Consider the following 21,801-nt stretch of genomic DNA (forward strand, 5'->3'; position numbering starts at 1 on the left):
AAGTTAAAGGGTGTCGTGACAGGTTATACTTTTATAACTTACTGGTTGCTCTATCTTGCTAACAATGTTTGTTTAATTTGTGTTTAAAGAAGACGTGGAGGGTGTTTGGATTGAAAAAGCCAACGAGAAAACTAGAAATTATTGCAATCCATAATGATAAAGAGTTAGATCCAGACGTTAAACAAAGATTATTATGTATCTTAACACCTCGAGAACGCCAGAAAAATGAGCGGTTTCTAAGGTGGCAAGACGCCCAAAGTAATCTCCTTGGACGAATTGCTATCAGGAGTATGATTCTTGAACGTTTTGGTATTGAACCAGAAGATATATCTTTTGCAACTAATGACTACGGGAAACCTTATGTTGAAGGCATTAAAGATTTTCATTTTAATATCTCTCATTCTAATGAATGGGTTGTAATTGTCGGTAACAATAGCCAGGTTGGAATTGACATTGAGAAGATTTGTACAGTAGATTTAGAAATTGCTGAACAGTTTTTTTCCATGAAAGAATATGAGATGTTGGCAAAGAAGTCTTTAGATCTAAGAAAAATATTCTTTTATGATTTATGGACCCTTAAAGAAAGCTATATTAAGGCTGATGGGCGCGGACTATATATTCCATTAAATTCGTTTTCAATAGTAGATATCAACAATAGTTTTCATGTTGTAGGAGCCCAAAAGAATTACCACTTCAAACAGTACGAATTCGATAGGAATTATAAGTTATCCGTTTGTGCTCTTACAGATGAATTCCCTGAAAAAGTAAATGTAAAAGGGATTCAGACCTTTATAAAACCTTTCCTCAATCAAATAAGCAAATAGAATCCATTTAATAAAAGAAATAATAGCGATAATTGTCTGAATGTTAGGTTGAAATAAAAGAAGCTTCTATAAAATATATATACTGCTTTTATAGAAAATTAAAGGCAGAGGGAATGAGTTAGCTTAAAAATATCACTTATTTGAGTGAAGATACATCAAAAAATTACTTTTGTCGTATTAAAAAAATGCTTTAGACTATTAAAAAATAGTTGTAGACTGAAAAGATGTTCCTATAACTCTCTTTTGAGGAGAGTCGGGGAGGAAGATGGCGGAAAAAGAACAAAACAAAGGATTGCACAAGGTACTGGCTATGAGATTACTTGTAGAAATGGCTAAGGCTGTATAATTATATGAATTCAATTGTTATCTAGGAGGGGATTCCACTAATTACGAGGGCTAGAAGCGGATACATTGTAGCCAAAATGATAATATATGAGTGAGATAATTATATGAGAGAGCATACAATCGGTGAAAGGGAAAAGAATCAATTAGAGGATGTGCTTTTTGTACTTAGTAATCAAGTAATGTGGGACCTAAATACTAATACATGAAAGAGGCTGACTCATAAGCCGGTTTCACCGACTTATGGGACAGCCCCTTTGTGGGTATACGATTAAAGTACAGGAGCCATTGTTTCTTTCAATACTTGAACAGAGTGATCGAATTTTAATTCTTCATCTTCACTTAATTCAACCTCTAAAATTTCACGAACACCGCCGCGATTTAAAACAGCAGGTACCCCTATATAAACATCTTTTTGACCGTATTGACCTTCTAAGTAAGCTGATACAGTTAATACACTATTTTCGTCGTTTAAAATTGCTTTTGTAACACGTAGAAGTGACATGCCGATACCATAATAAGTTGCGCCTTTACGCTCAATAATATGGTAAGCTGCATCACGGACGTTTATGAAAATTTTGTCTAAATCTTCTTGATTATACGTGTTGTCTTTTTCAAGCAGTGTTTGTAGTTTTTGGATACCAACGGAAACATGGCTCCAAACTGGAAGTTCAGTATCGCCGTGTTCTCCGATAATATAAGCGTGAATGTTGTGTGGACCAATATCGAAGTACTCACCTAACATATAGCGGAAACGAGCAGAATCAAGCGTTGTACCAGAACCGATTACACGTTCTTTCGGTAAACCAGATTCTTTCCAAGTTACATAAGTTAAAATATCTACAGGGTTTGTTGCGATTAAGAAGATGCCATCAAATCCGCTATCCATAATACTGCGAACGATTTGTTTAAAGATTTTGGCGTTTTTCTCAACTAAATCTAAACGTGTTTCGCCTGGCTTTTGTGGTAATCCAGCTGTAATAACTACAAGGTCAGCATCTTTACAATCTTCGTAGCTGCCTTTCCATACTCTAGTTGGAGCTGGTGCGAATGGAACAGCATGACTTAAATCCATTGCTTCCCCTTCAGCTTTTGCTTCATTTACATCGACTAAAACAAATTCTTCAGCTACGGCTTGGTTAATCATGCAGTAAGCATAACTACATCCAACTGCTCCTGTTCCTACTAATACAACACGGTTAATACCTTTTTTCATTTCAAAATTCCTCGCAATTTCATTGGTTTTGTTATGTAAGATAATACGTCTTACTTCTATAGAGTCATATCTAGTTTATTACATTTTATAAAAGATATTCAAGTATTTGAAAATGTATCCGTGCAAATCTGCGAACAAAACATAGGAATTCAGTGAACCGAATATAATTCAGTAAAATCCTTTGTAAAAGGGGAAATGGTATGGGGAACCCATTAACAATGGAAGAAATGCTTCATATTATTCATGCAGGGCTTGTTAAACAGAATAACCCAAAACGGATTACGATTGCAGGTGCAGGGATTTCTGGATTAGTTGCAGGTTCTTTATTAAAAGAGGCTGGGCACGAAGTAACGATTATAGAAGCAAATAACAGAATAGGTGGCAGAGTGTATACGATTCGGGAACCATTTAGTGTGGGTTTATATTTTAATGCGGGACCGATGAGAATCCCTGACACCCATAAGTTAACCTTAGCGTATATTCATAAATTTAAACTACCTTTAAACCTTTTTATAAATAAAACTTTTGCAGATATCATTTATACGAATAACATTCAAACGAGATTGAATGTGTTTGAAAATGATCCAAGTGTACTTGAATATCCGGTTTTGGATAAAGAAAGAGGAAAAACGGCAGAAGAGCTAATGATTGAGGTATTAGAACCAATACTAAATTATATTAAGAAGGATCCTGATAAAAACTGGCTTATCGTTGAAAAAAAGTATAAAACGTATTCGCTTGGTTCATTTTTAATGGAGTATTATTCAGATGGTGCAATAGATATGATTGGGGTACTTCTTGATATGGAAGCTTATATGGGAATGTCCTTAATTGAAGTATTACGTGAAATGATTTTCTTTACTTCAACAACGAAATATTATGAAATAACTGGTGGAATGGATAAGTTATCGAATGCATTCTTACCACAATTAAGGGAACATATTTTAATGCAGTATAAGGTTGATAAAATTATACAAGAAGATAATAAAGTAATGTTACAAGGAAATCATGAACAAACGTTAGAGCAATTTACAATAACAAGTGATTTTGCTATTATTACAATTCCATTTTCAGCGTTAAGGTTTGTAGAAGTTCAGCCATACTATTTATTCTCTTATTTTAAAAAAAGAGCAATTCGTGAATTAAATTATATTGCTGCAACTAAAATTGCAATAGAGTTTAAAAGTAGATTTTGGGAGAAAGCGGGACAGTGTGGAGGTAAATCTATTACTGATTTACCGATACGTTTTACATACTATCCGAGTTATGGCATTCATACTCCAGGACCAGCTATCGTTATAGCAAGTTATACGTGGGCAGATGAGGCGTTAACATGGGATAGTCTCCCGCAAAGAGATCGTATTCGTTACGCATTAAAAAATTTAGCGGAAATATACGGTGACATCGTCTATAGTGAGTTTGTCACTGGAACATCTTTTAGCTGGAGTAAAAATCCGTATTCTTGCGGTGCATTTACAGCTTTCGAACCAGGCCAAGAGCTCGAGTTATTTCCGTATATTACACCACCATCTGGAAAAGTACACTTTGCAGGAGAGCATACGACATTAACACATGGATGGATGCAAGGGGCAATTGAGTCTGGAGTTAGAGTTGCATATGAAGTAAATGAACAGTGAATCTCTTATATTTACAAATGGTCATTCTTTTAATAAAATGATAAATATAAATCGTAATTATTACGCTTTGAATACATTTGAAGTAAAGAAATGGATGGTCGGTTGAATGAATAAAGTGGAGATTCATATATTAGGTGGTTTTTTAGGTAGTGGAAAATCAACATTATTACAAAATTTATTGTTAGCAGAGAAAAAGAAGAATAGAAAAGTTGCAGTATTAATGAATGAAATTGGTGAATACTCGGTAGATACAGATATTATTGGAAAAGAGAATGTTTTAAGAGAACTTCTTAAAGGATGTATTTGTTGTACATTAAAAGAAGAGCTTGAAATACAATTACATTCGTTATACCAACAAGAAAGACCAGATGTAATTTATATAGAAACGACAGGTGTTGCGCATCCAATTGAAGTGTTAGACGCGTGTGTCTCGCCAATTTTAGCTCCTTTTCTGGAAGTGAAATCAATTGTAGTCGTTTTAGATGCAGTAAGGTGGTTAAATCGAAGTATATTAAGTGCAAATGTACAACAGCTATTGCATGAGCAACTTAAATTTGGTAGTCACATTCTTGTTAATAAAGCAGATTTACTAACAGATGAAGATAAGAACACAGTATTTGAAGAAGTAAAGGCAATAAATAATCATGCGAAAATGTATGAGACAAAGTATTGTAATATATCTTTAAAAGATATAGAAGAAGCAGAATTTCCAAATAATGAGGAACATGAGACACTACATGTCAAACAGCATTTACATATACAAACGATGACATATCAATTTACGAAACCGATTGATCAAGACAAATTATATGAATGGCTTTCGAATTTACCAGATAGTATTTATCGAGTGAAAGGTTTTGTGAAATTCCGTGGAGATAAATACCCTCACCTATTCCAATATTCGTTCGGAGTACCAACTTTATTAGAACAAGACTTCGGTTTCCCGACAAACTTAGTAGTAATAGGAGAAGGACTAGATAAGAAACAATTGGCTGAAGGGTTAGAGAAAGTAGAACTTAACTCTAATTAAGGTGAAAAGACTAACTTAAAAAATAAGTTAGTCTTTTTGTATGATCATTACTGAAATGAAACAGTATTTTCAATTGGATTGCAGAATATATATTGATTGTATGTCCGTTTCCATTACATAGGAAGGTGATTATATATTTGTGCCGAATGTAGAGGGTACTACAAGAGTTTTCCATTATCTATCGAATTAGTTAGTCATGATTACGGACAGGGGATTTTGGCGTGTTTGATTCTATCAGAAAGTAAAGTATGGGGAGGATCACAATGTCGATGAAAAAACGTAAGTGGCTAAAGACAATGTTTACTGGTTGTGTTTTAGGTTCGTTATTAATAACGGCAGCTTGTTCAGGAAAGAAAACAAGTACAGAGGATGAAAAAACGATTAAGGTAGGAGTTCTTGCTTCTTTAACAGGACCGCTAGAATCGTATGGAAAACAAACAGTGAACGGATTTGAATTAGGGTTAGACTATGCAACTGGTGGAACTGGGAAAGTAGATGGGAAAAAGATTAAGTTTGTTGTAGAAGATACAGAAACGAAAGCTGATGTAGCAGTTAAAAAAGCTACGAAGTTATTAGAAGAAGAGAAAGTTGATTTTTTAGTTGGATCGTCTAGTTCAAGTGATACGTTAGCGGTTTTACCACTGGCCGGGGAATATGAAAAGATTATGGTTGTAGAACCGGCAGTTGCGGATAGTATTACCGGGAAGAACTGGAATAAATATATTTTTAGAACTGGAAGAAGTTCCTCACAAGATGCGATTGCAGGAGCAGCAGCAATTGCGAAAAAAGATGTAAAGATTGCGACATTTGCCCCAGATAACGCTTTTGGTCGTGAAGGGATTGCTGCATTTAAAGCGGGTGCGAAAAAATTAGGTGCGAACATTGTGAATGAGCAATACGCGGATACAAATTCAACAGATTTTACAGCGAATATTCAAAATATCATTAGTTCAAAACCAGATTATTTATTTATCGTTTGGGCAGGGGCAAATTCACCTTGGAAACAGTTGAAAGATATGAATGTGGAAGCGCAAGGTATTAAAATTTCTACAGGTGCGCCAGATATACCAGCATTAAAAACAATGGATGCATTAGTAGGTATGCAAGGTTTTTCTGTATATTATCACACACTTCCAAAAAATAAAGTGAATGATTGGCTAGTTGAAGAGCATAAAAAACGTTTTAATGGTGCAGTGCCAGATTTGTTTACAGCGGGAGGAATGTCGGCAGCAATTTCTATTGTAGAAGCCTTAAAGAAAACAAAAGGTGATACAGATGTAGATACATTGATTAAGAAAATGGAAGGAATGGAATTTGATACACCGAAAGGAAAGATGAAGTTTAGAGAGAAGGACCACCAAGCAATGCAGACACTGTATTCTATCACATTGAAAAAGCAAGATGGTGTTGATTATCCGGTGCCAGTGTTAGAGCGAGAATTAACGATGAAAGAAACAGAACCACCAGTTCAAAATAAATAGACTGAATTTTCTGTTGTTTTTGTATAAAGAGGGGGGGACCCTCTTTATACATATTTCTTTCATACTCACGGCTTTAAAGGGAGGGATTTCGTGACACATTTGCTAGAGACGAAAAATCTTAGCGTATCTTTTGGTGAACATCATGTTATTAAAGATGTAAATTTAACTGTCCAAAAAGGAAAGCTCATTTCTATTATCGGGCCAAATGGTGCGGGGAAGACAACATTATTTAATTTACTAAGTGGACAGATTTTACCTACAACAGGTGAAGTGTATTTTAAAGGGCAAGATATTACAAAACTATCGATTTCAGATCGAACACGCTTAGGAATCGGTCGCTCTTTTCAGCTTACAAACATATTCCCAGAATTAACGGTACTTGAAAATGTCCGTTTAAGTGTTCAATCATTCGTACAAGATTACTATAGTTTTTTCCCGAGTTCAGCAAAATTAAAGCAACAAGTTGGAGAGGCGAGACGTTTCTTAAAAACAGTATTACTTCACGAGAAAGAGAACGTATTAGCGAAAGATTTGGCACATGGAGAGAAAAGAAAGCTAGAACTTGCGATGTTATTAGCTTTAAAAACGGATGTGTTATTGCTTGATGAGCCGACGGCAGGTATTTCGGTTGAGGAGGTCCCTGCTATATTACAAGTGATTGAAAATATTAAGAAACATCCAGAGAGCACAATTGTACTTATCGAACACAAAATGGATATGATACTAGGTTTGTCAGATCATCTTATCGTTTTATTTCATGGAGAGTTATTGGCTGAAGGATTGCCAGAAGAAATTATGAAAGATGAGCGTGTACAAAGTGCTTATTTAGGGGGATTATATAGTGGCACTATTACAAGTGAATAGTATAGAAACGTATTTAGATCAGTTTCATATTTTGCAAGGAGTATCTCTTACTGTTGAGAAAGGGACGATTACTGTACTGTTTGGTAGAAACGGGGCAGGGAAAACAACGACATTACGTTCAGTTATGGGGTTTCACCGGATTGCAGATGGTGAAATTTATTATGATAGTGCAAAAGTAAGTGGATTACCTACACATTTAATTTCAAGGAAAGGAATAGGGTATGTACCAGAAAATCAAGGTATTTTTCATGATTTGACAGTAGAAGAAACATTCGCTCTTGCTAGGGGGAAAGGTGAAGAAGTAGAAGGGAAAATAGAGTGGATGCTGGAACTATTTCCGGATTTAAAGCAGTTTTGGAATAAGAAAAGTGGGCTCTTGAGCGGAGGGCAAAAGCAAATGTTGGCTATTTCAAGAGCGTTTATTAATAGTGATGGATTATTACTTATTGATGAGCCGAGCAAAGGGCTATCCCCGATAATGGTGGAGAAATTAATGGTAGCTATTTTGAAGATGAAAGAGAAAACAACAGTTTTACTTGTTGAGCAAAATTTTATGATGGCTAGTCAAATTGGTGATTATTTTTACATTATGGATAACGGACGAATTGTTCATAACGGTTTTATGAATGAATTAAAAAAGGATAAGGAAATGTGTCATAAATATTTAGGAATCTCTTAACATGAATCCGAGGTGAAAAGGATGGATGTGTTAATCAATTTATTTGTAAATGGGATTTCAACAGGGATGCTCATTTTTTTGTTAGCATCAGGTCTTTCACTTATTTTCGGTCTAATGAGCGTTTTAAACTTTGCACACGGTGGTTTATTTGCATGGGGAGCATTTACAGGTGTTTGGTTATTTAATATGACAGGAAGTTATATATTAGCTTTAGTTGGAGCAGTAGCCATGGGAATGTTCCTAGGATTTATTTTAGAAAGGTTTCTTATTAGACCGGTATATGGAAATCATGTTCGACAGCTGCTCGTTACGCTTGGAGGAATGCTCGTTCTTAGTGAGTGTATTAAAATATTTTGGGGGCCAAACCCTATTAGTGCAAAATTACCGTTATGGTTACAAGGAAGTTTTACATTCGGAGGTATTATATTAATTAAATATCGTCTATTTGTTATTTTGATTGGGATAATTATTTACATTGCACTACTACTATTACTCAAAAAGACGAAGATAGGTCTTATGATCCGTGCAGGTGTAATGGATAAAGAAATGGTTCAAGCGCTTGGTATTAATGTAAAAGCGATATTTTCTTTCGTCTTTTTATTAGGAGCAGGGATGGCAGCTTTGGGAGGATTCTTATTAGCGCCGTATTCGGGCGTTATTTTCGCCGAGATGGGCATGCAGTATGCAATTTTAGCTTTTATAGTAGTAATTATCGGTGGATTAGGAAGCGTCCAAGGTTCAGCTATTGCTTCTTTAATTGTCGGATTAGCTGGTGCTTTTACAGCGTATTTTATACCAGATTTATCACTTGCAATTAATATGTTAATGTTACTATTTTTCTTAATAGTGAAGCCAACTGGACTTGTTGGTGAAAAGGGGTGAAATGGTGAACAACACATCGGACCGAATTAAAGTATACTTTGGAGTATGTATGCTCATTTGTTTAAGTGTATTTCCGTTCGTAAATGATTCAAGGAGCTTGTTAATTTTGTTCACTCAAATCTTCATCTTTGCTATTTTTGCAATGAGTTTTGATGTATTGCTTGGGTATACAGGAATTGTATCGTTCGGTCATTGTATGTTCTTTGGGATAGGAGCATATGGGGTAGCGCTTTTATTTGATCGACAAGGCGTATCAATAACGAACTTTTTAATTGGAATAGTAGCTGCAATTATCATTTCAGCAATAGTTAGTTATATAATTGGTTTACTTTCTTTACGGCTGAAAAGTCATTTTTATGCGATGCTAACACTTGCTATTTCACAGTTGTTTTTCGTCCTTGCTGAAAAATGGCGTGGGCTCACTCACGGAGGAGATGGTTTTACATTTGGTGTACCAGAAATATTCCGTGATCGTTTTACTTTTTATTATGTATCACTTGTATGTTTATGCTTCATTTTTATTCTATTACGTCTTTTTACAAAGTCTTCTATTGGGAAAGTATTAAAGGCAATTTCACAAAATGAACAACGTGTTGAAGCACTTGGATATAAAGTCCTCCATTATAAAATAATCGCAAGTGTAGTAGCAGGAATAGTAGCTGCAATTAGCGGTGGTTTATTTGTTATTACATTACGCTTTGTCAATACGACTGTATTTTCAATTGAAATGACACTAAATGCACTCTTGATGACAATGATTGGAGGAGTCGGAACATTAATTGGAGCTATTGCTGGATCTGGGATTATTGAATCCCTAAAATATTATTTATCAGAACTAGCTACAGAGTATCCGATCTTTGAACGATGGACGATTATTCTTGGTTTATTGTACATTATCGTATTGCTAGTTTTCCCGAAAGGATTAGTTGGCACGGTTAAGGGACTGAAGAATATGAAACGGAATAAGAAGGAGAAAAGTGCAGAAGTGGAGCAAAATGTGTGAAAAATCAATTGTATAGAATATAAAAATCCCTCTTTTAGATTCATAAAGGAGGGATTTTTTATTAACCAAATAGTTCATCAGGGATTTGTTTGAAAGAGTTTTGATTTGTAAAAAAATGAACAGCTAATTTCTCAATTGGAACATCTTCAATTGGTACCAATTTATCATTTTTAATCGGTAAAAAAGCTATTCCTTTTCCATCATCAATAAACGCTTCCATAAGCGAATAAGAATCCAACTGTTGAAGTTGTTGCTGAGATAGATTATTTTCTTTTAGAAATTGTATTGTCTTATTCCTAAAAGGGCACTTTTTGTCATTGCTAACGAAGAAAATTTCTTTTGAATAATCAATGGTACATTTTTCTTTCGCTTTTAATAAGCCTACAGAAATTGAGGTTGTGAACACTTTTTTAAACGATGCGTCAGGATAATCCTCATAAGTTATGACCATATCAACTTTTTGTTGCTGAAGTGATTTTTGCAAATGACTACTACTTTCTACATATATTTGATAATTTCTGAAGTTTTCTTCAATACGCTTACTTAAATAATTTGTCAAAATAGATTGTGACGTCGCTATTATATAAGAAGAACCACTCGTTTTAATTTCATTTTTTACTTCTTCTAATAGAGTTAATATTTTATTCGTGTAATCTAATAAAATGTCACCAGCAGGTAACAAGGAAACGCCTTTGTTATCTCTATGTAGTAAAGGCGTTTCTAATTCTTGTTCTAATTTTTTGATTCGCTCAGTTACGTTCGGTTGAACATATCCTAACTCTTTAGCAGCTTTACTAATAGAACCCTCACTGGCAACAGTTTTGAATATAATAAGATCATTTATTTCCATATATCTCAGCCCCTTATGCACTATCATTATAAATGATACCAAACATAATTTATACCTATTTTACGTTAGTCAATCATCGGTTTATCATTATGTATATAGGATAGAAAGTGAGTGATAAACATGATTGGAATGCAATATAAGGTCATTTTGCCAAAGGATTATGATATAAAGATTATTAGGAATAGGGTAAAGGATAATGGGCATAAAACTGATGGTTTTCAAGATCTGAATTTTAAAGCTTATTTAATTACTGAGGTAGGCAAGGACGGGAATTTCTATAACTGTTATGCACCTTTATATATTTGGAATGGCCATGAAGGAATGAACAAATTTATCTTTGAAGGATATTATGATAATATTTTACAATCTTTTGGATGGCAACAAATAAATATAGGTGTTCCATTAGTTGTTAATCTAAGTGATGGATTTAAGAAAAGTAGATATGTTGTTGAATATGCGGGAAGTATTTCTCAAAGTAAAACGCTGGTTGGGACTCAATTAAACACGATGAATGAAAATGTACAAAACAATGAAAAGTGTTTAGGGGATGTAATCGTTTATAATCCGGATAAATGGAGATATAGTAGGTTTGAGTTTTATGAAGAGAAACCTGATATTGTAGTGAATAAAGGTGTTACAGTATATGAGATTTTACACATTTCACGATGAAATTTTGTTGTATATTAAAAATAAGAAAAGGAATGAAAGTCTATGCCTTTTGTGAAGATTTATTATTCTGAAAACATATTAAATGAAGAAGAGTTGGAAAAAATGGGTGAATGTATCCATCTTTCATTAATTGAACATTTTAACATCCCTGAAAATGATTATTTTCAAATGTTCCTACCTTACCAACAAAACAAATTTTTATATAATCCATATTATTTGTTGGAAAGAGGAGAAAAGAGAACAGAGAATATGATTTATGTTTCTATTACATGTGGACCGGGAAGAACGGTGCAACAGAAAAAAGATTTGTATCAATCCGTATCCTTAAAAATTACGGAATATTCCGATTTTGAAACTTCGGATATTTTTATTACACTAAATGAGACAGCTGCTGAAAACTGGTCATTTGGTCAAGGAATAGCACAAATGGTGAAAATAAAGGGAGAAAAAAATGAAAAACGAACTTATTGAAGTACATATTAAAAAGAAAATGAGAGAAATGTCACCTGCATTTGCTCATTATAGTGAAAAGATATTATTTGAGGAAGTGTGGCGGGATGCCACTTTAACATTAAGAGAAAGAAGCTTGTGTACTGTGTCAGCACTAATCAGTCTCGGTAATACAGAACAATTACAATTTCATCTGAAGCTAGCTAAACAAAATGGGGTTATGGAGAATGAATTGGTTGCATTAATAACACATATGGCTTTTTACGTTGGTTGGCCAAAAGCTATGGCAGCTTTAAATATAGTAATGAATGAAATGAAAAGTTAAGAATAATGATAAGTAAGAATTCATGTTTATATGAATTCTTACTTATCATTATTTATACAATACTCTATCGCTATATTTATTACATTTTCTCTTGCTTTTTTATCACTTGCGTAGTAAAGTGATAGTAAGATTCACGATAGGAAGTGATCAAACATGCGTGATAATACGATAGGATCATTAATATGGTTACGTTTAATACGATTTACGAACCAAAGTAATCAAATGTCAAATGAGTTTTTAAAACGTTTTGATTTAACGACAGCTCAATTTGATGTGCTTTTGCAAATACGTACGTATCAACCACTAACACAAATGGAGTTAGCTGAAAAGGTAACTGTTACACAAGGTGGCATTTCTCGAATGTTAACTCGTCTTGAAAAAGAAGGATATATTGTACGAAAACAAGATTGGAAAACGAAAACAATTAGTCTTACAGAGCAAGGGGAATCGGCCTTAGAGAAAGCATTGCCAGAGCAACTTGCATTTCAATCTTCGTTTTTTGATGATGTATTAAATGAAGAAGAGCAGAAAATATTATACGAGCTAATGACGAAAGTTCATAAGCATAGTGAAAAAAAAGAATTACCGCAAGAGTAATTTTTTTTACACTATCAATTGACTAATCAAGTGAAGGTATAGGTAATACGGAGATATACTTGACTTACCAACGTTTTTAGAAAAAAACTAATACTACTTTATTAAAGAGGAGAGTAACTATGGAAAAATACCGTATAGATATAAGAAAAGGAATTGAGTTTGGATTATATTCAATTGGTGATCATGTTTTAAATCCACATAATGGGGAGAAAATTACGCCAGAAAAAAGAATTCACGAACTAATTGAAACAGCTAAGTTAGCAGATGAGGCAGGGCTTGATGTGTTTGCTGTCGGCGAAAGTCATCAAACGCATTTTACAACACAAGCTCATACAGTTATTTTAGGAGCTATTGCACAAGCTACGAAAAATATAAAAATTGCAAGTTCCGCAACGATATTAAGTACATCTGACCCAGTTCGAGTATATGAGGATTTCGCTACCATTGACTTGATTTCTAATGGACGTGCAGAAATTGTGGCTGGTCGTGGATCTCGTATTGGAGGATATAGTTTACTTGGTTATGACGTGAATGATTATGAAGAATTATTTGAAGAGAAGATGGATCTTTTATTAAAAATTAATAACGAGGAACATGTAACATGGAATGGACAGTTCAGAGCACCGCTCGCACATGCATCGGTTATTCCGAGAGCGAAAAATAATAACTTACCAATTTGGCGTGCAGTTGGAGGTCCACCAGCTAGTGCAATTAAAGCGGGACGTGCAGGTGTGCCAATGATGATAACAACACTTGGTGGTCCAGCAATTAACTTTAAAGTGTCAGTAGATGCTTACCGCGAGGCTGCTGTACAAAGTGGATTTGATCCAGCTAGTTTACCAGTTGCGACAACGAGTTTATTTTATACGGCAAAAAATTCACAAGATGCACTTAGTGAATATTACCCTCACATTAATGCTGGTATGCTTACACTGCGCGGTGGTGGGTATCCGAAACAGCAATTTACAAATGCAATAGATTACCGTGATGCTTTAATGGTTGGTAGCCCACAACAAATCATTGAGAAAATGCTTTACCAATATGAATTATTTGGCCAACAACGCTTTATGGCACAAATTGATTTTGGCGGTGTACCATTTGATAAAATTGAGAAAAATATTGAATTAATTGCTACTGAAATTTTACCAGCCGTTAGAAAACATACAGCAAAATAAATAAAAAACTGAGAGTCTAATCGACTTTCAGTTTTTTTTATTTATTCTGGAAAAATGACAAAAAAATGAACTTTTAGTCGAGGAAGAGGGAAGTTATTTTCTATTTTTGAATAACATTATTTCGAGTTTGAATTTTAAAAATATATTTTTCTCTTGACAAAAAACAAGCATTTATCGAGGGTAGTTTCAAGGACATTTTTTCGGGTGAAAGTCAAGTGTATGAAGAGAAAAACGATTGTTTTATAGATATAAAAGTAAGAAGTATATTGAAAAAACACATTTTTCTAATGAGAAAAATCTGATTCAAAAAATGACAAAAGACATATTTCAGACAAAATGATGTCAATAATACGTCAAAAATAACCCGAATTTACTATGCAGGTATATTATACAATTCGATTAACGAATAAAACACTACAGAAATAGTGAAAAGGTAAAAAATAGCATTACAATAGTTTGAAAAACTGAAACTTCATATTTTTCGAAAATACATACAAAATGTTTTTGTCTTTTCGTATTTCTTAATAATTGAGTTTGATAAGATTGCTCAATTAACTTTTATTATAAAAACTATGAAGGAAGTGATTTTAGTATGGAAACGCTCGAATTGGCACGAATACAGTTCGCATCAACAACGATTTTCCATTACTTTTTTGTTCCGCTGTCAATTGGTTTAGCTTTTATTATTGCGATCATGCAAACGTTGTATGTGGTAAAAGGGCAAGAAGTATATAAGAAGATGGCAAAGTTTTGGACGCAATTATTCCTTATTAACTTTGCAGTAGGTGTAGTAACAGGTATTTTACAAGAATTCCAGTTTGGTATGAACTGGTCAACGTATTCACGTTTTGTAGGTGATGTATTTGGTCCATCACTTGCGATTGAAGGATTACTGGCATTTTTCATTGAGTCTACATTCCTGGGGTTATGGGTATTCGGTGAGGATAAATTACCGAAGCGAATTCACTTAATGTGTATTTGGCTCCTTTCAATTGGAACGATGTTATCAGCATTCTGGATTTTAACTGCAAGTGCATTTATGCAGTCACCTGTCGGGTATGAAATGGCAGCTGATGGTCGTGCGCAAATGAATGATTTCTTAGCCATTATTCAAAACCCACAACTATGGGTACAATTCCCGCATACAATTACAGCGGCAATTGCAACAGGTGCATTCTTTATTGCTGGTGTAAGTGCATGGAAAATTACAAAAGGACGAGAAACTGTAGTATTTAAAAAATCTTTCCGAATTTCTATCATTGTTGGAACAATTACAACGGCGCTTGTATTATTCTTCGGTCATGCACAAGCGCAACAATTAATTAAGACACATCCAATGAAGATGGCGGCAGCTGAAGCGCTATGGAATACAAGTGAGGATCCAGCACCATTTACAGTATTTTCGAAAATTGATACAGAGAAGAAAGAAAATTCGTTTGAAATTCAAATCCCTTATATGCTAAGTCTATTATCGTATGATAAGTTTAGCGGTCAAGTTGAAGGGATGAATCAAATTCAAAAACAATATGAGGAAAAATATGGACCTGGAGATTATATTCCTCCAGTGCATACAATGTTTTGGAGTTTTAGAGCGATGGTAATGAGTGGAACATTCATGCTTCTTCTAGGAGCTTACGGATGGTTCTTATCAAGAAAAGATCGTTTAGCGGAAAAAACGTGGTATTTAAAATTAATGGTGTATGCAATTTCTCTTCCATTCATCGGTAATACAGTAGGGTGGATTATGACTGAAATGGGCCGTCAACCTTGGGTTGTATTTGGTGTAATGAAAACAGAAGATGCTGTATCACCAAATGTAACATTCGGTGAAGTATTATTCTCACTTATTTCATTCACATCAATGTATTTAATTATGGGTGGAATTTGTGTGTACTTATTTGTTCGTACCATTAAGGGCCACACGAATAAGAAAACGAAAAAGGATTATCAAAGCCATGATCCATTTGATAAGGAGGAAGAGTATGTTATCTCTTAATGAGTTATGGTTTTTAGTTATTGCAATCTTATTTGTTGGATTCTTTGTACTGGAAGGTTTCGACTTTGGGGTAGGAATGGTTTCGAGGTTTTTAGGAAAGAATGATTTTGAAAAACGAGTTTACTTAAATACAATAGGACCGTTCTGGCACGCGAATGAAGTATGGCTTGTTTGTGCTGGCGGAGCGATGTTTGCAGCATTTCCGCACTGGTATGCAACTTTATTTAGTGGTTTTTATATTCCATTTGTATTTATGCTTCTTGCTTTAATTTTAAGAGGTGTTTCTTTTAAATTTCGCGCGAAAATAGATAATCATAAATGGAAGAGTGCATGGGATTGGGGGATGTTTATTGGAAGTATGTTACCTCCTATCCTTTGGGGAGTTGCGATTGCAAACTTTATGGTAGGTGTACCTATTGATGAGAGTAAAAATGTTGTAGGTGGATTCTTGCAATTACTTCATCCATTTGCGTTACTTGGAGGAGTAATGTTTCTCCTGCTATGTATTGTTCACGGATTACAATTTCTTACGATACGTACAACTGGTAAATTGAGAGAACGTGCACGAATTGCTGCAATAAAAATTGCACCATTTTCATTAATTACACTTCTTGTTTTTGCTGGTGTGGGGTTATGGAAAACCGACATTTTCACTGCTCATGGAACAGAATGGATTATGGTGCCAATCGGAGCTTTTGTAGCACTATTAGTGTCCACTTTATTAAATAAAAGAAGAAGAGATGGTTGGGCTTTCTTTATGACGAGTTTAACAATCATTTTACTAAGTGCGAGTGTATTTATCGGTATGTTCCCACGTGTTATGATTAGCTCTTTAGGAGCAATGAATGATTTGACAATTTACAACGCAGCATCAGGAGCTTATGCATTAAAACTTATGACTTACTTTGCGATTGCTATTTTGCCTTTCGTTATCGGAAGTCAAATATGGAGTTATTATGTATTTAGACAACCTGTTAAGTCAGACAACGATTTGGAGTACTAATGAAAAGAAAAAGAGGACTTCCGTCTTATCCCGGTAGCCGTATTTTATATGTAGCGTTAACGATTATTAGTATTTTAGAAGCTTTTAGTATTATTGCGCAAACAATCTTTTTAGCACGAGCTATTACGTTTTTATTTCATGGAGAGACAGTACAAACAATATTAAGTGAAATTGTTTATTTTGGTATCGCGTTTGCAGCGCGTCATATAGTAGTTCGAACATCACAAATATTAGTGGAACGTTTTGCTGAAAAAACAGGGTCGTTACTAAGAAAACAACTAGTAGAGGCATATTTCACATTAGGTCCAAGGTATGTTCAAACTGTTGGGACTGGTCATCTGGTTACCTTATCAATTGAAGGGATTGAGAAATTTAAAACATATATTGAATTAACGATTCCTAAAATGATTAGAAGTAGCATCGTTCCAGGTCTAATTGTACTATACGTTTTTACGCTAGATATTGAGTCTGGAATCATTTTAGTTGTAACGATTCCTATCGTGATCATATTTATGATTCTTCTCGGATTAGCAGCGCAAAAAATGGCAGATAGTCAGTACGAGATATATCGTGTACTTTCGAACCATTTTGTAGATACGTTAAAAGGTTTAGAAACATTAAAGTATTTAGGGAAAAGTGAACAGCACGAAGGAAAGATTGAAAAAGTAAGTAAAAGGTATAGAAAAGCAACGATGCGTACTTTGCGAGTTGCTTTTCTTTCTTCTTTTGCATTAGATTTCTTTACGAGTTTATCAATTGCGTTTGTGGCAGTTGGATTAGGGATACGTTTAATAGATGGAACGATTATACTATTACCAGCCCTTACAATTTTGATTTTAGCTCCGGAATATTTTCTGCCGATTAAACAAGTGGGAGCAAATTATCATGCGACATTAGATGGACAAATTGCGATGGAGCAAATAGAAGAGATTTTGCAACAACAAAAAGGAATACAAAAGAAAGATTTAAATGAAGATATAGTATGGAATGCCTCTAGTAGCTTGAAATTACAAGACATCAAAGTTAATAATACTGAATCTGAAAAGGCTATATTAGAAGGAATTAATTTTACTTGGGAAGGTAACGGTGCTATTGGTGTTATTGGTGAAAGTGGTGCAGGCAAATCGACGTTAATCGACGTATTAGCAGGATTTTTATCTCCTTCGAGTGGAAAGATGTTAGTAAATGGTGTAGAAGTTGATGGATCTACTCGTGAAGATTGGCAAAAAAATATCGCTTATATTCCGCAGCAACCTTATATTTTTCCGCTTTCATTAAAGGATAACATTCGTTTTTATGAAACAAATGCAACAGATGAAGAAGTTGAAAGAGTTATTAATGAAGTCGGCCTTCGTTCACTCGTTACATCACTTCCAAATGGGATACACGAAAGAATTGGGGAAGGTGGACGTATGCTAAGTGGCGGACAAGAACAGCGTGTTGCTATGGCGCGTGCGCTTTTAAGTAAAAAACCAATCATTTTATTAGATGAGCCTACGGCACATCTTGATATTGAAACCGAATTTGAAATAAAGCAAGCGATGTTACGTCTATTTAATGGAAAGTTAGTATTTTTAGCAACCCACCGTCTACATTGGATGAAACAAATGGACCATATTCTTATTTTAAATAAAGGGGAAATGAAAGAAAGTGGGACGTATGAAGAACTTTTAGAGAATGAGACATTACATTTTCATAGGGAAGAGAGGGGAGAGAAATGAGTAACTGGGTTAAACTTTATATAAAACAAAATAAAGGTAGAATGACTTTAACTATTTTCCTTGGTCTTCTTGGAGTTAGTTCAGGAGCGATGTTACTTTTTATTTCAGGTTATTTGATCTCAAAATCTGCCCTTAGACCAGAAAATGTAATGGCTGTATATGTTCCTATTGTTGCAACAAGAGCGTTTAGTATAGGGCAAGCTGTATTTCATTATATAGAGCGCTTAGTCGGACATGATGTCGTACTACGTATATTAGAAAAAATGAGAACGAGGCTATATATAATAGTAGAACCACAGGCGTTATTTTTCCGTTCTCGATTTCAAACGGGTGATATGTTAGGAGTGTTATCCGAAGATATAGAGCATTTGCAAAACCTATATTTACGTACAATATTTCCTAGCATATTAGCGCTAGTTGTTTATAGTATCTTCGTACTTGTTATCGGTGCATTTGATTTTGTTTTTGCACTTATTGTAGGTTGTATGTTAGCTATTATCGTTTTTCTTCTTCCGTTTGTATCATTACTTTTGATGAAGAAACATCATGTTACTTTAAAGCAAGGAAGAAACCGTTTGTATCAACAACTGACAGATGCTGTTTTTGGATTATCTGATTGGCAAGCAAGTGGTCGTAAAGATGAATTTATTAATGAGTATGTAAAACAAAATGATCAGTTGTTAAAAATCGAAAAGAGAGTGAAACGCTGGTATCATATTCGGGACAGTATCATTCAATTAGTAGTAGGTATTGTAGTTATTTCGATGATCATATGGACTGGGAATGAAGCGGCAAGTGAACAAATTGCTCCTACAGTTATCGCAGCTTTCGTATTAATGACTTTATCTGTAACGAACGCGCTTATTCCTATTGCAGATGCCATCGATCGAATACCGTCGTATGTAGAATCTACCCATCGTCTTAATGGCGTAGAAAGTGATAGTGTTTTACATGATGAAACGGATTTGCATGGAGAGAAAGATTATATTGAACCAAAGCATGTAGATATTGAACTGAATCACGTATCGTATAGTTATCCAGATAGTAATGAGATTGTATTAAAAGATGTATCATTACAAATAAAAGCAGGGAAGAAAATTGCTATTTTAGGGAGAAGTGGGACAGGGAAATCTACTTTACTAAAATTGTTAACAGGGGCGTTAAGCCCAGTAAATGGCCAAGTTGTACTAAATGGTGAACGAGCTCATACGAATCTTTTATCTAAATATATTTCTGTATTAAATCAAAAGCCGCATTTGTTTGATACGACAATTGGAAATAATGTACGAATTGGCAAACCAGAGGCGACGGATGAAGAGATATGGAAAGCTTTAGAGAAAGCACAATTAGCTTCACATGTTACTTCTCTTCCAGACGGATTACAAACAAAAATGCATGAAATGGGAAAGCGGTTTTCTGGTGGAGAAAGACAAAGGGTTGCTTTTGCTAGAACTCTTATGCAAGAAACACCAATTATTGTACTTGATGAACCGACTATCGGTTTAGATCCAAAAACAGAATTGTCTTTAATTGAAACAATGTTTTCTGCAACGGAAGAAAAGACGGTTATTTGGATTACGCACCATCTTGTAGGAATAGAACATGTAGACGAAGTTATATTCCTTGATCGTGGCCAAATTGTCATGCAAGGTAGTCATAAACAACTTCTGAAAGAAAATGAAAAGTATCGTAAACTTTATCAGTTAGATAAAGGAATATAATTTGAATAAGCAATAATTGTAAAAATAGCTACGCCTAATGGTGGAGCTATTTTTTTTGTTAGATTGCAGGTGTATATGATTGTTACGAATTAAAAATGAATTTCATATTATACATATAATGGAGGGGATGTACATGAAGGAGCAATATAAAATCATTGTTTTAAGTGATGAATTATCAGGGGATAGGATTCGAAATACGTTAGACAAAAATAAATGTAAAACAATAGTTCATGTTGTGGACGTTTCAGATGTTGTTCGTCTAGAAAGTTCTTTTCAATATATAGTCATTTGGAGAGGGGACGCAGAAAAACTTACAAATGACTTGATAAATAGGGGCGTGCAAAGTTCAAAAATTATTAATTTAACAAAATACATGTATGAATGGAAGGATAAATTAATTTCTATCTATCAAATAAATCCGGATCTTATGTCTTTATACATTTCTATGAAAAAAGCAAAGAGTGATCCGACGTATGAATTGTTTGCTACCGGTTTGTCTTATCCGCATTGTGGCATAAGTACGGAGCTTCTCTCAAAAAAGTCAATAAAATTAACACTTCCATCGCAAGATCTATACTATGATTATTTAATAGCGTCACAACTTTTATCAAACAATCATTCATTTCAATATTGTTTAATAGGAATAGCCTATTTCTCGTTTTACTTTGATATGTCGTTATCCTCCGAATCATATAGAATTCACAAAGTATATTATCCATTGTTTCAAGATGGTCATCATACTGTAGTTCACTCTCCTCTACCCACTGATGGATTCTCCCATCTAAATACTCCGAAACCACTTCTTTCTATTTTTAATTTGCATTTTGAATATATTTTATTAGATGAACTAAAAGATGAATCATTGATACTGCCTTGGGTAAATGCTGAATGGAATACTACTCCTCTTCATATTCCTTTTGAAGAACACGGGAAAATAAGAGCAGCTTCACATGCTAAATTGGCGTATCCTCAAACTTTAGTTGAAAATAAAATAATTTTTAAAAAATATTTAGAATTACTGTTAAAAAATGATATAAAACCATTAATTGTTGTATTCCCAGTTACTTCACATTATTTCAATTGTAGTAGTAAGAAATTAAAAGAAGATTTTTATAAAGTTATAAATGATTTTCAAACTCAATATTCTTTTCAAATTATAGATCTATTTGATTCACCATTATTTTGTGATGATGATTTTTATGATAGTGATCATATGAATAAAAAAGGTGCAAATAAAATGTCCGCATTATTAAATATGTTTATTCAGGAACGAAAAGTATGATAATTTGTTTCATGTTTGCATAAAAGTATATAGGCTCCATACAGTTAAAGTAAT

The 21,801-nt window shown here is 34.1% G+C and carries 20 protein-coding genes; 18 read left to right on the plus strand and 2 right to left on the minus strand.

Annotated elements, in window-relative coordinates; all coding sequences use genetic code 11:
* Positions 1-110 precede the first annotated feature (110 nt).
* A complete protein-coding gene (locus NST27_RS09295) occupies positions 111-824 on the plus strand; it encodes a 4'-phosphopantetheinyl transferase family protein (protein WP_000743287.1) in 714 nt (237 codons plus the stop codon).
* A gap of 613 nt (positions 825-1,437) precedes the next feature.
* Here the strand turns inward: NST27_RS09295 and NST27_RS09300 are convergent.
* On the minus strand, positions 1,438-2,382 hold the full coding sequence (locus NST27_RS09300) for an L-lactate dehydrogenase (RefSeq protein ID WP_000715321.1): 945 nt from the start codon (positions 2,380-2,382) through the stop codon (positions 1,438-1,440).
* A gap of 200 nt (positions 2,383-2,582) precedes the next feature.
* On the opposite strand from NST27_RS09300, the gene NST27_RS09305 reads away from it, so the two are divergent.
* From NST27_RS09305 to NST27_RS09335, 7 genes are all read left to right on the plus strand, one after another.
* A complete protein-coding gene (locus NST27_RS09305) occupies positions 2,583-4,019 on the plus strand; it encodes a flavin monoamine oxidase family protein (RefSeq protein WP_000528029.1) in 1,437 nt (478 codons plus the stop codon).
* 106 nt (positions 4,020-4,125) lie between these two features.
* Entirely contained in the window at positions 4,126-5,049 is a 924-nt protein-coding gene (locus tag NST27_RS09310) for a CobW family GTP-binding protein (RefSeq protein ID WP_001044946.1), read from the plus strand.
* A gap of 263 nt (positions 5,050-5,312) precedes the next feature.
* Positions 5,313-6,530: a substrate-binding domain-containing protein gene (locus NST27_RS09315; RefSeq protein ID WP_000062000.1), complete on the plus strand. Its 1,218-nt coding sequence runs from the start codon at positions 5,313-5,315 to the stop codon at positions 6,528-6,530.
* Between the two features lie 90 nt (positions 6,531-6,620).
* The gene (locus NST27_RS09320; protein ID WP_000149321.1) at positions 6,621-7,394 is read left to right on the plus strand and encodes an ABC transporter ATP-binding protein; all 774 of its coding nucleotides are present in this window, start codon (positions 6,621-6,623) and stop codon (positions 7,392-7,394) included.
* Positions 7,372-8,073 carry an ABC transporter ATP-binding protein gene (locus NST27_RS09325; RefSeq protein ID WP_001196718.1) on the plus strand — a complete coding sequence of 234 codons (702 nt, stop codon included), beginning with the start codon at positions 7,372-7,374 and terminating at the stop codon, positions 8,071-8,073. The genes NST27_RS09320 and NST27_RS09325 overlap by 23 nt, the downstream gene beginning before the upstream one ends.
* A 21-nt stretch (positions 8,074-8,094) precedes the next feature.
* The gene (locus NST27_RS09330; RefSeq protein WP_000382787.1) at positions 8,095-8,955 is read left to right on the plus strand and encodes a branched-chain amino acid ABC transporter permease; all 861 of its coding nucleotides are present in this window, start codon (positions 8,095-8,097) and stop codon (positions 8,953-8,955) included.
* A 49-nt stretch (positions 8,956-9,004) separates the two neighbouring features.
* On the plus strand, positions 9,005-9,958 hold the full coding sequence (locus NST27_RS09335; protein ID WP_009326792.1) for a branched-chain amino acid ABC transporter permease: 954 nt from the start codon (positions 9,005-9,007) through the stop codon (positions 9,956-9,958).
* A gap of 61 nt (positions 9,959-10,019) precedes the next feature.
* Here NST27_RS09335 and NST27_RS09340 read toward each other — a convergent pair whose 3' ends face one another.
* A complete protein-coding gene (locus NST27_RS09340; protein ID WP_000404996.1) occupies positions 10,020-10,808 on the minus strand; it encodes a LysR family transcriptional regulator in 789 nt (262 codons plus the stop codon).
* 120 nt (positions 10,809-10,928) lie between these two features.
* On the opposite strand from NST27_RS09340, the gene NST27_RS09345 reads away from it, so the two are divergent.
* The 10 genes from NST27_RS09345 to NST27_RS09390 all read left to right on the plus strand — a co-directional run bounded on the left by NST27_RS09345 (position 10,929) and on the right by NST27_RS09390 (position 21,747).
* Positions 10,929-11,477 (plus strand): DUF4865 family protein, encoded by a 549-nt coding sequence (locus tag NST27_RS09345; protein ID WP_000579876.1) that lies wholly within the window; start codon positions 10,929-10,931, stop codon positions 11,475-11,477.
* A 42-nt stretch (positions 11,478-11,519) separates the two neighbouring features.
* Positions 11,520-11,948, plus strand: a complete 429-nt coding sequence (locus tag NST27_RS09350) for a tautomerase family protein (RefSeq protein WP_001117235.1) — start codon at positions 11,520-11,522, stop codon at positions 11,946-11,948.
* Complete coding sequence (locus tag NST27_RS09355; RefSeq protein ID WP_000787201.1) at positions 11,929-12,252, plus strand: carboxymuconolactone decarboxylase family protein; 324 nt, start codon at positions 11,929-11,931, stop codon at positions 12,250-12,252. Before NST27_RS09350 ends, NST27_RS09355 begins: the two co-directional genes overlap by 20 nt.
* Before the next feature lie 153 nt (positions 12,253-12,405).
* Complete coding sequence (locus tag NST27_RS09360; protein WP_001205528.1) at positions 12,406-12,849, plus strand: MarR family winged helix-turn-helix transcriptional regulator; 444 nt, start codon at positions 12,406-12,408, stop codon at positions 12,847-12,849.
* Positions 12,850-12,968: 119 nt separating this feature from the next.
* Positions 12,969-14,024, plus strand: a complete 1,056-nt coding sequence (locus NST27_RS09365; RefSeq protein ID WP_000417537.1) for an LLM class flavin-dependent oxidoreductase — start codon at positions 12,969-12,971, stop codon at positions 14,022-14,024.
* A gap of 592 nt (positions 14,025-14,616) precedes the next feature.
* Positions 14,617-16,020 (plus strand): cytochrome ubiquinol oxidase subunit I, encoded by a 1,404-nt coding sequence (cydA, locus tag NST27_RS09370; RefSeq protein ID WP_000448873.1) that lies wholly within the window; start codon positions 14,617-14,619, stop codon positions 16,018-16,020.
* A complete protein-coding gene (cydB, locus tag NST27_RS09375; protein ID WP_000950083.1) occupies positions 16,007-17,023 on the plus strand; it encodes a cytochrome d ubiquinol oxidase subunit II in 1,017 nt (338 codons plus the stop codon). Before cydA ends, cydB begins: the two co-directional genes overlap by 14 nt.
* On the plus strand, positions 17,023-18,744 hold the full coding sequence (gene cydD / locus NST27_RS09380) for a thiol reductant ABC exporter subunit CydD (RefSeq protein WP_000824026.1): 1,722 nt from the start codon (positions 17,023-17,025) through the stop codon (positions 18,742-18,744). The genes cydB and cydD overlap by 1 nt, the downstream gene beginning before the upstream one ends.
* Positions 18,741-20,465 (plus strand): thiol reductant ABC exporter subunit CydC, encoded by a 1,725-nt coding sequence (gene cydC / locus NST27_RS09385; RefSeq protein ID WP_047385953.1) that lies wholly within the window; start codon positions 18,741-18,743, stop codon positions 20,463-20,465. The genes cydD and cydC overlap by 4 nt, the downstream gene beginning before the upstream one ends.
* A gap of 133 nt (positions 20,466-20,598) precedes the next feature.
* Positions 20,599-21,747, plus strand: coding sequence for a hypothetical protein (locus tag NST27_RS09390; RefSeq protein WP_047385955.1), 1,149 nt, complete (start codon positions 20,599-20,601; stop codon positions 21,745-21,747).
* Positions 21,748-21,801 lie beyond the last annotated feature (54 nt).

This window comes from Bacillus sp. FSL W8-0770 (assembly GCF_038008705.1).
In the GTDB taxonomy this organism is placed as follows: Bacteria; Bacillota; Bacilli; order Bacillales; family Bacillaceae_G; genus Bacillus_A; species Bacillus_A cereus.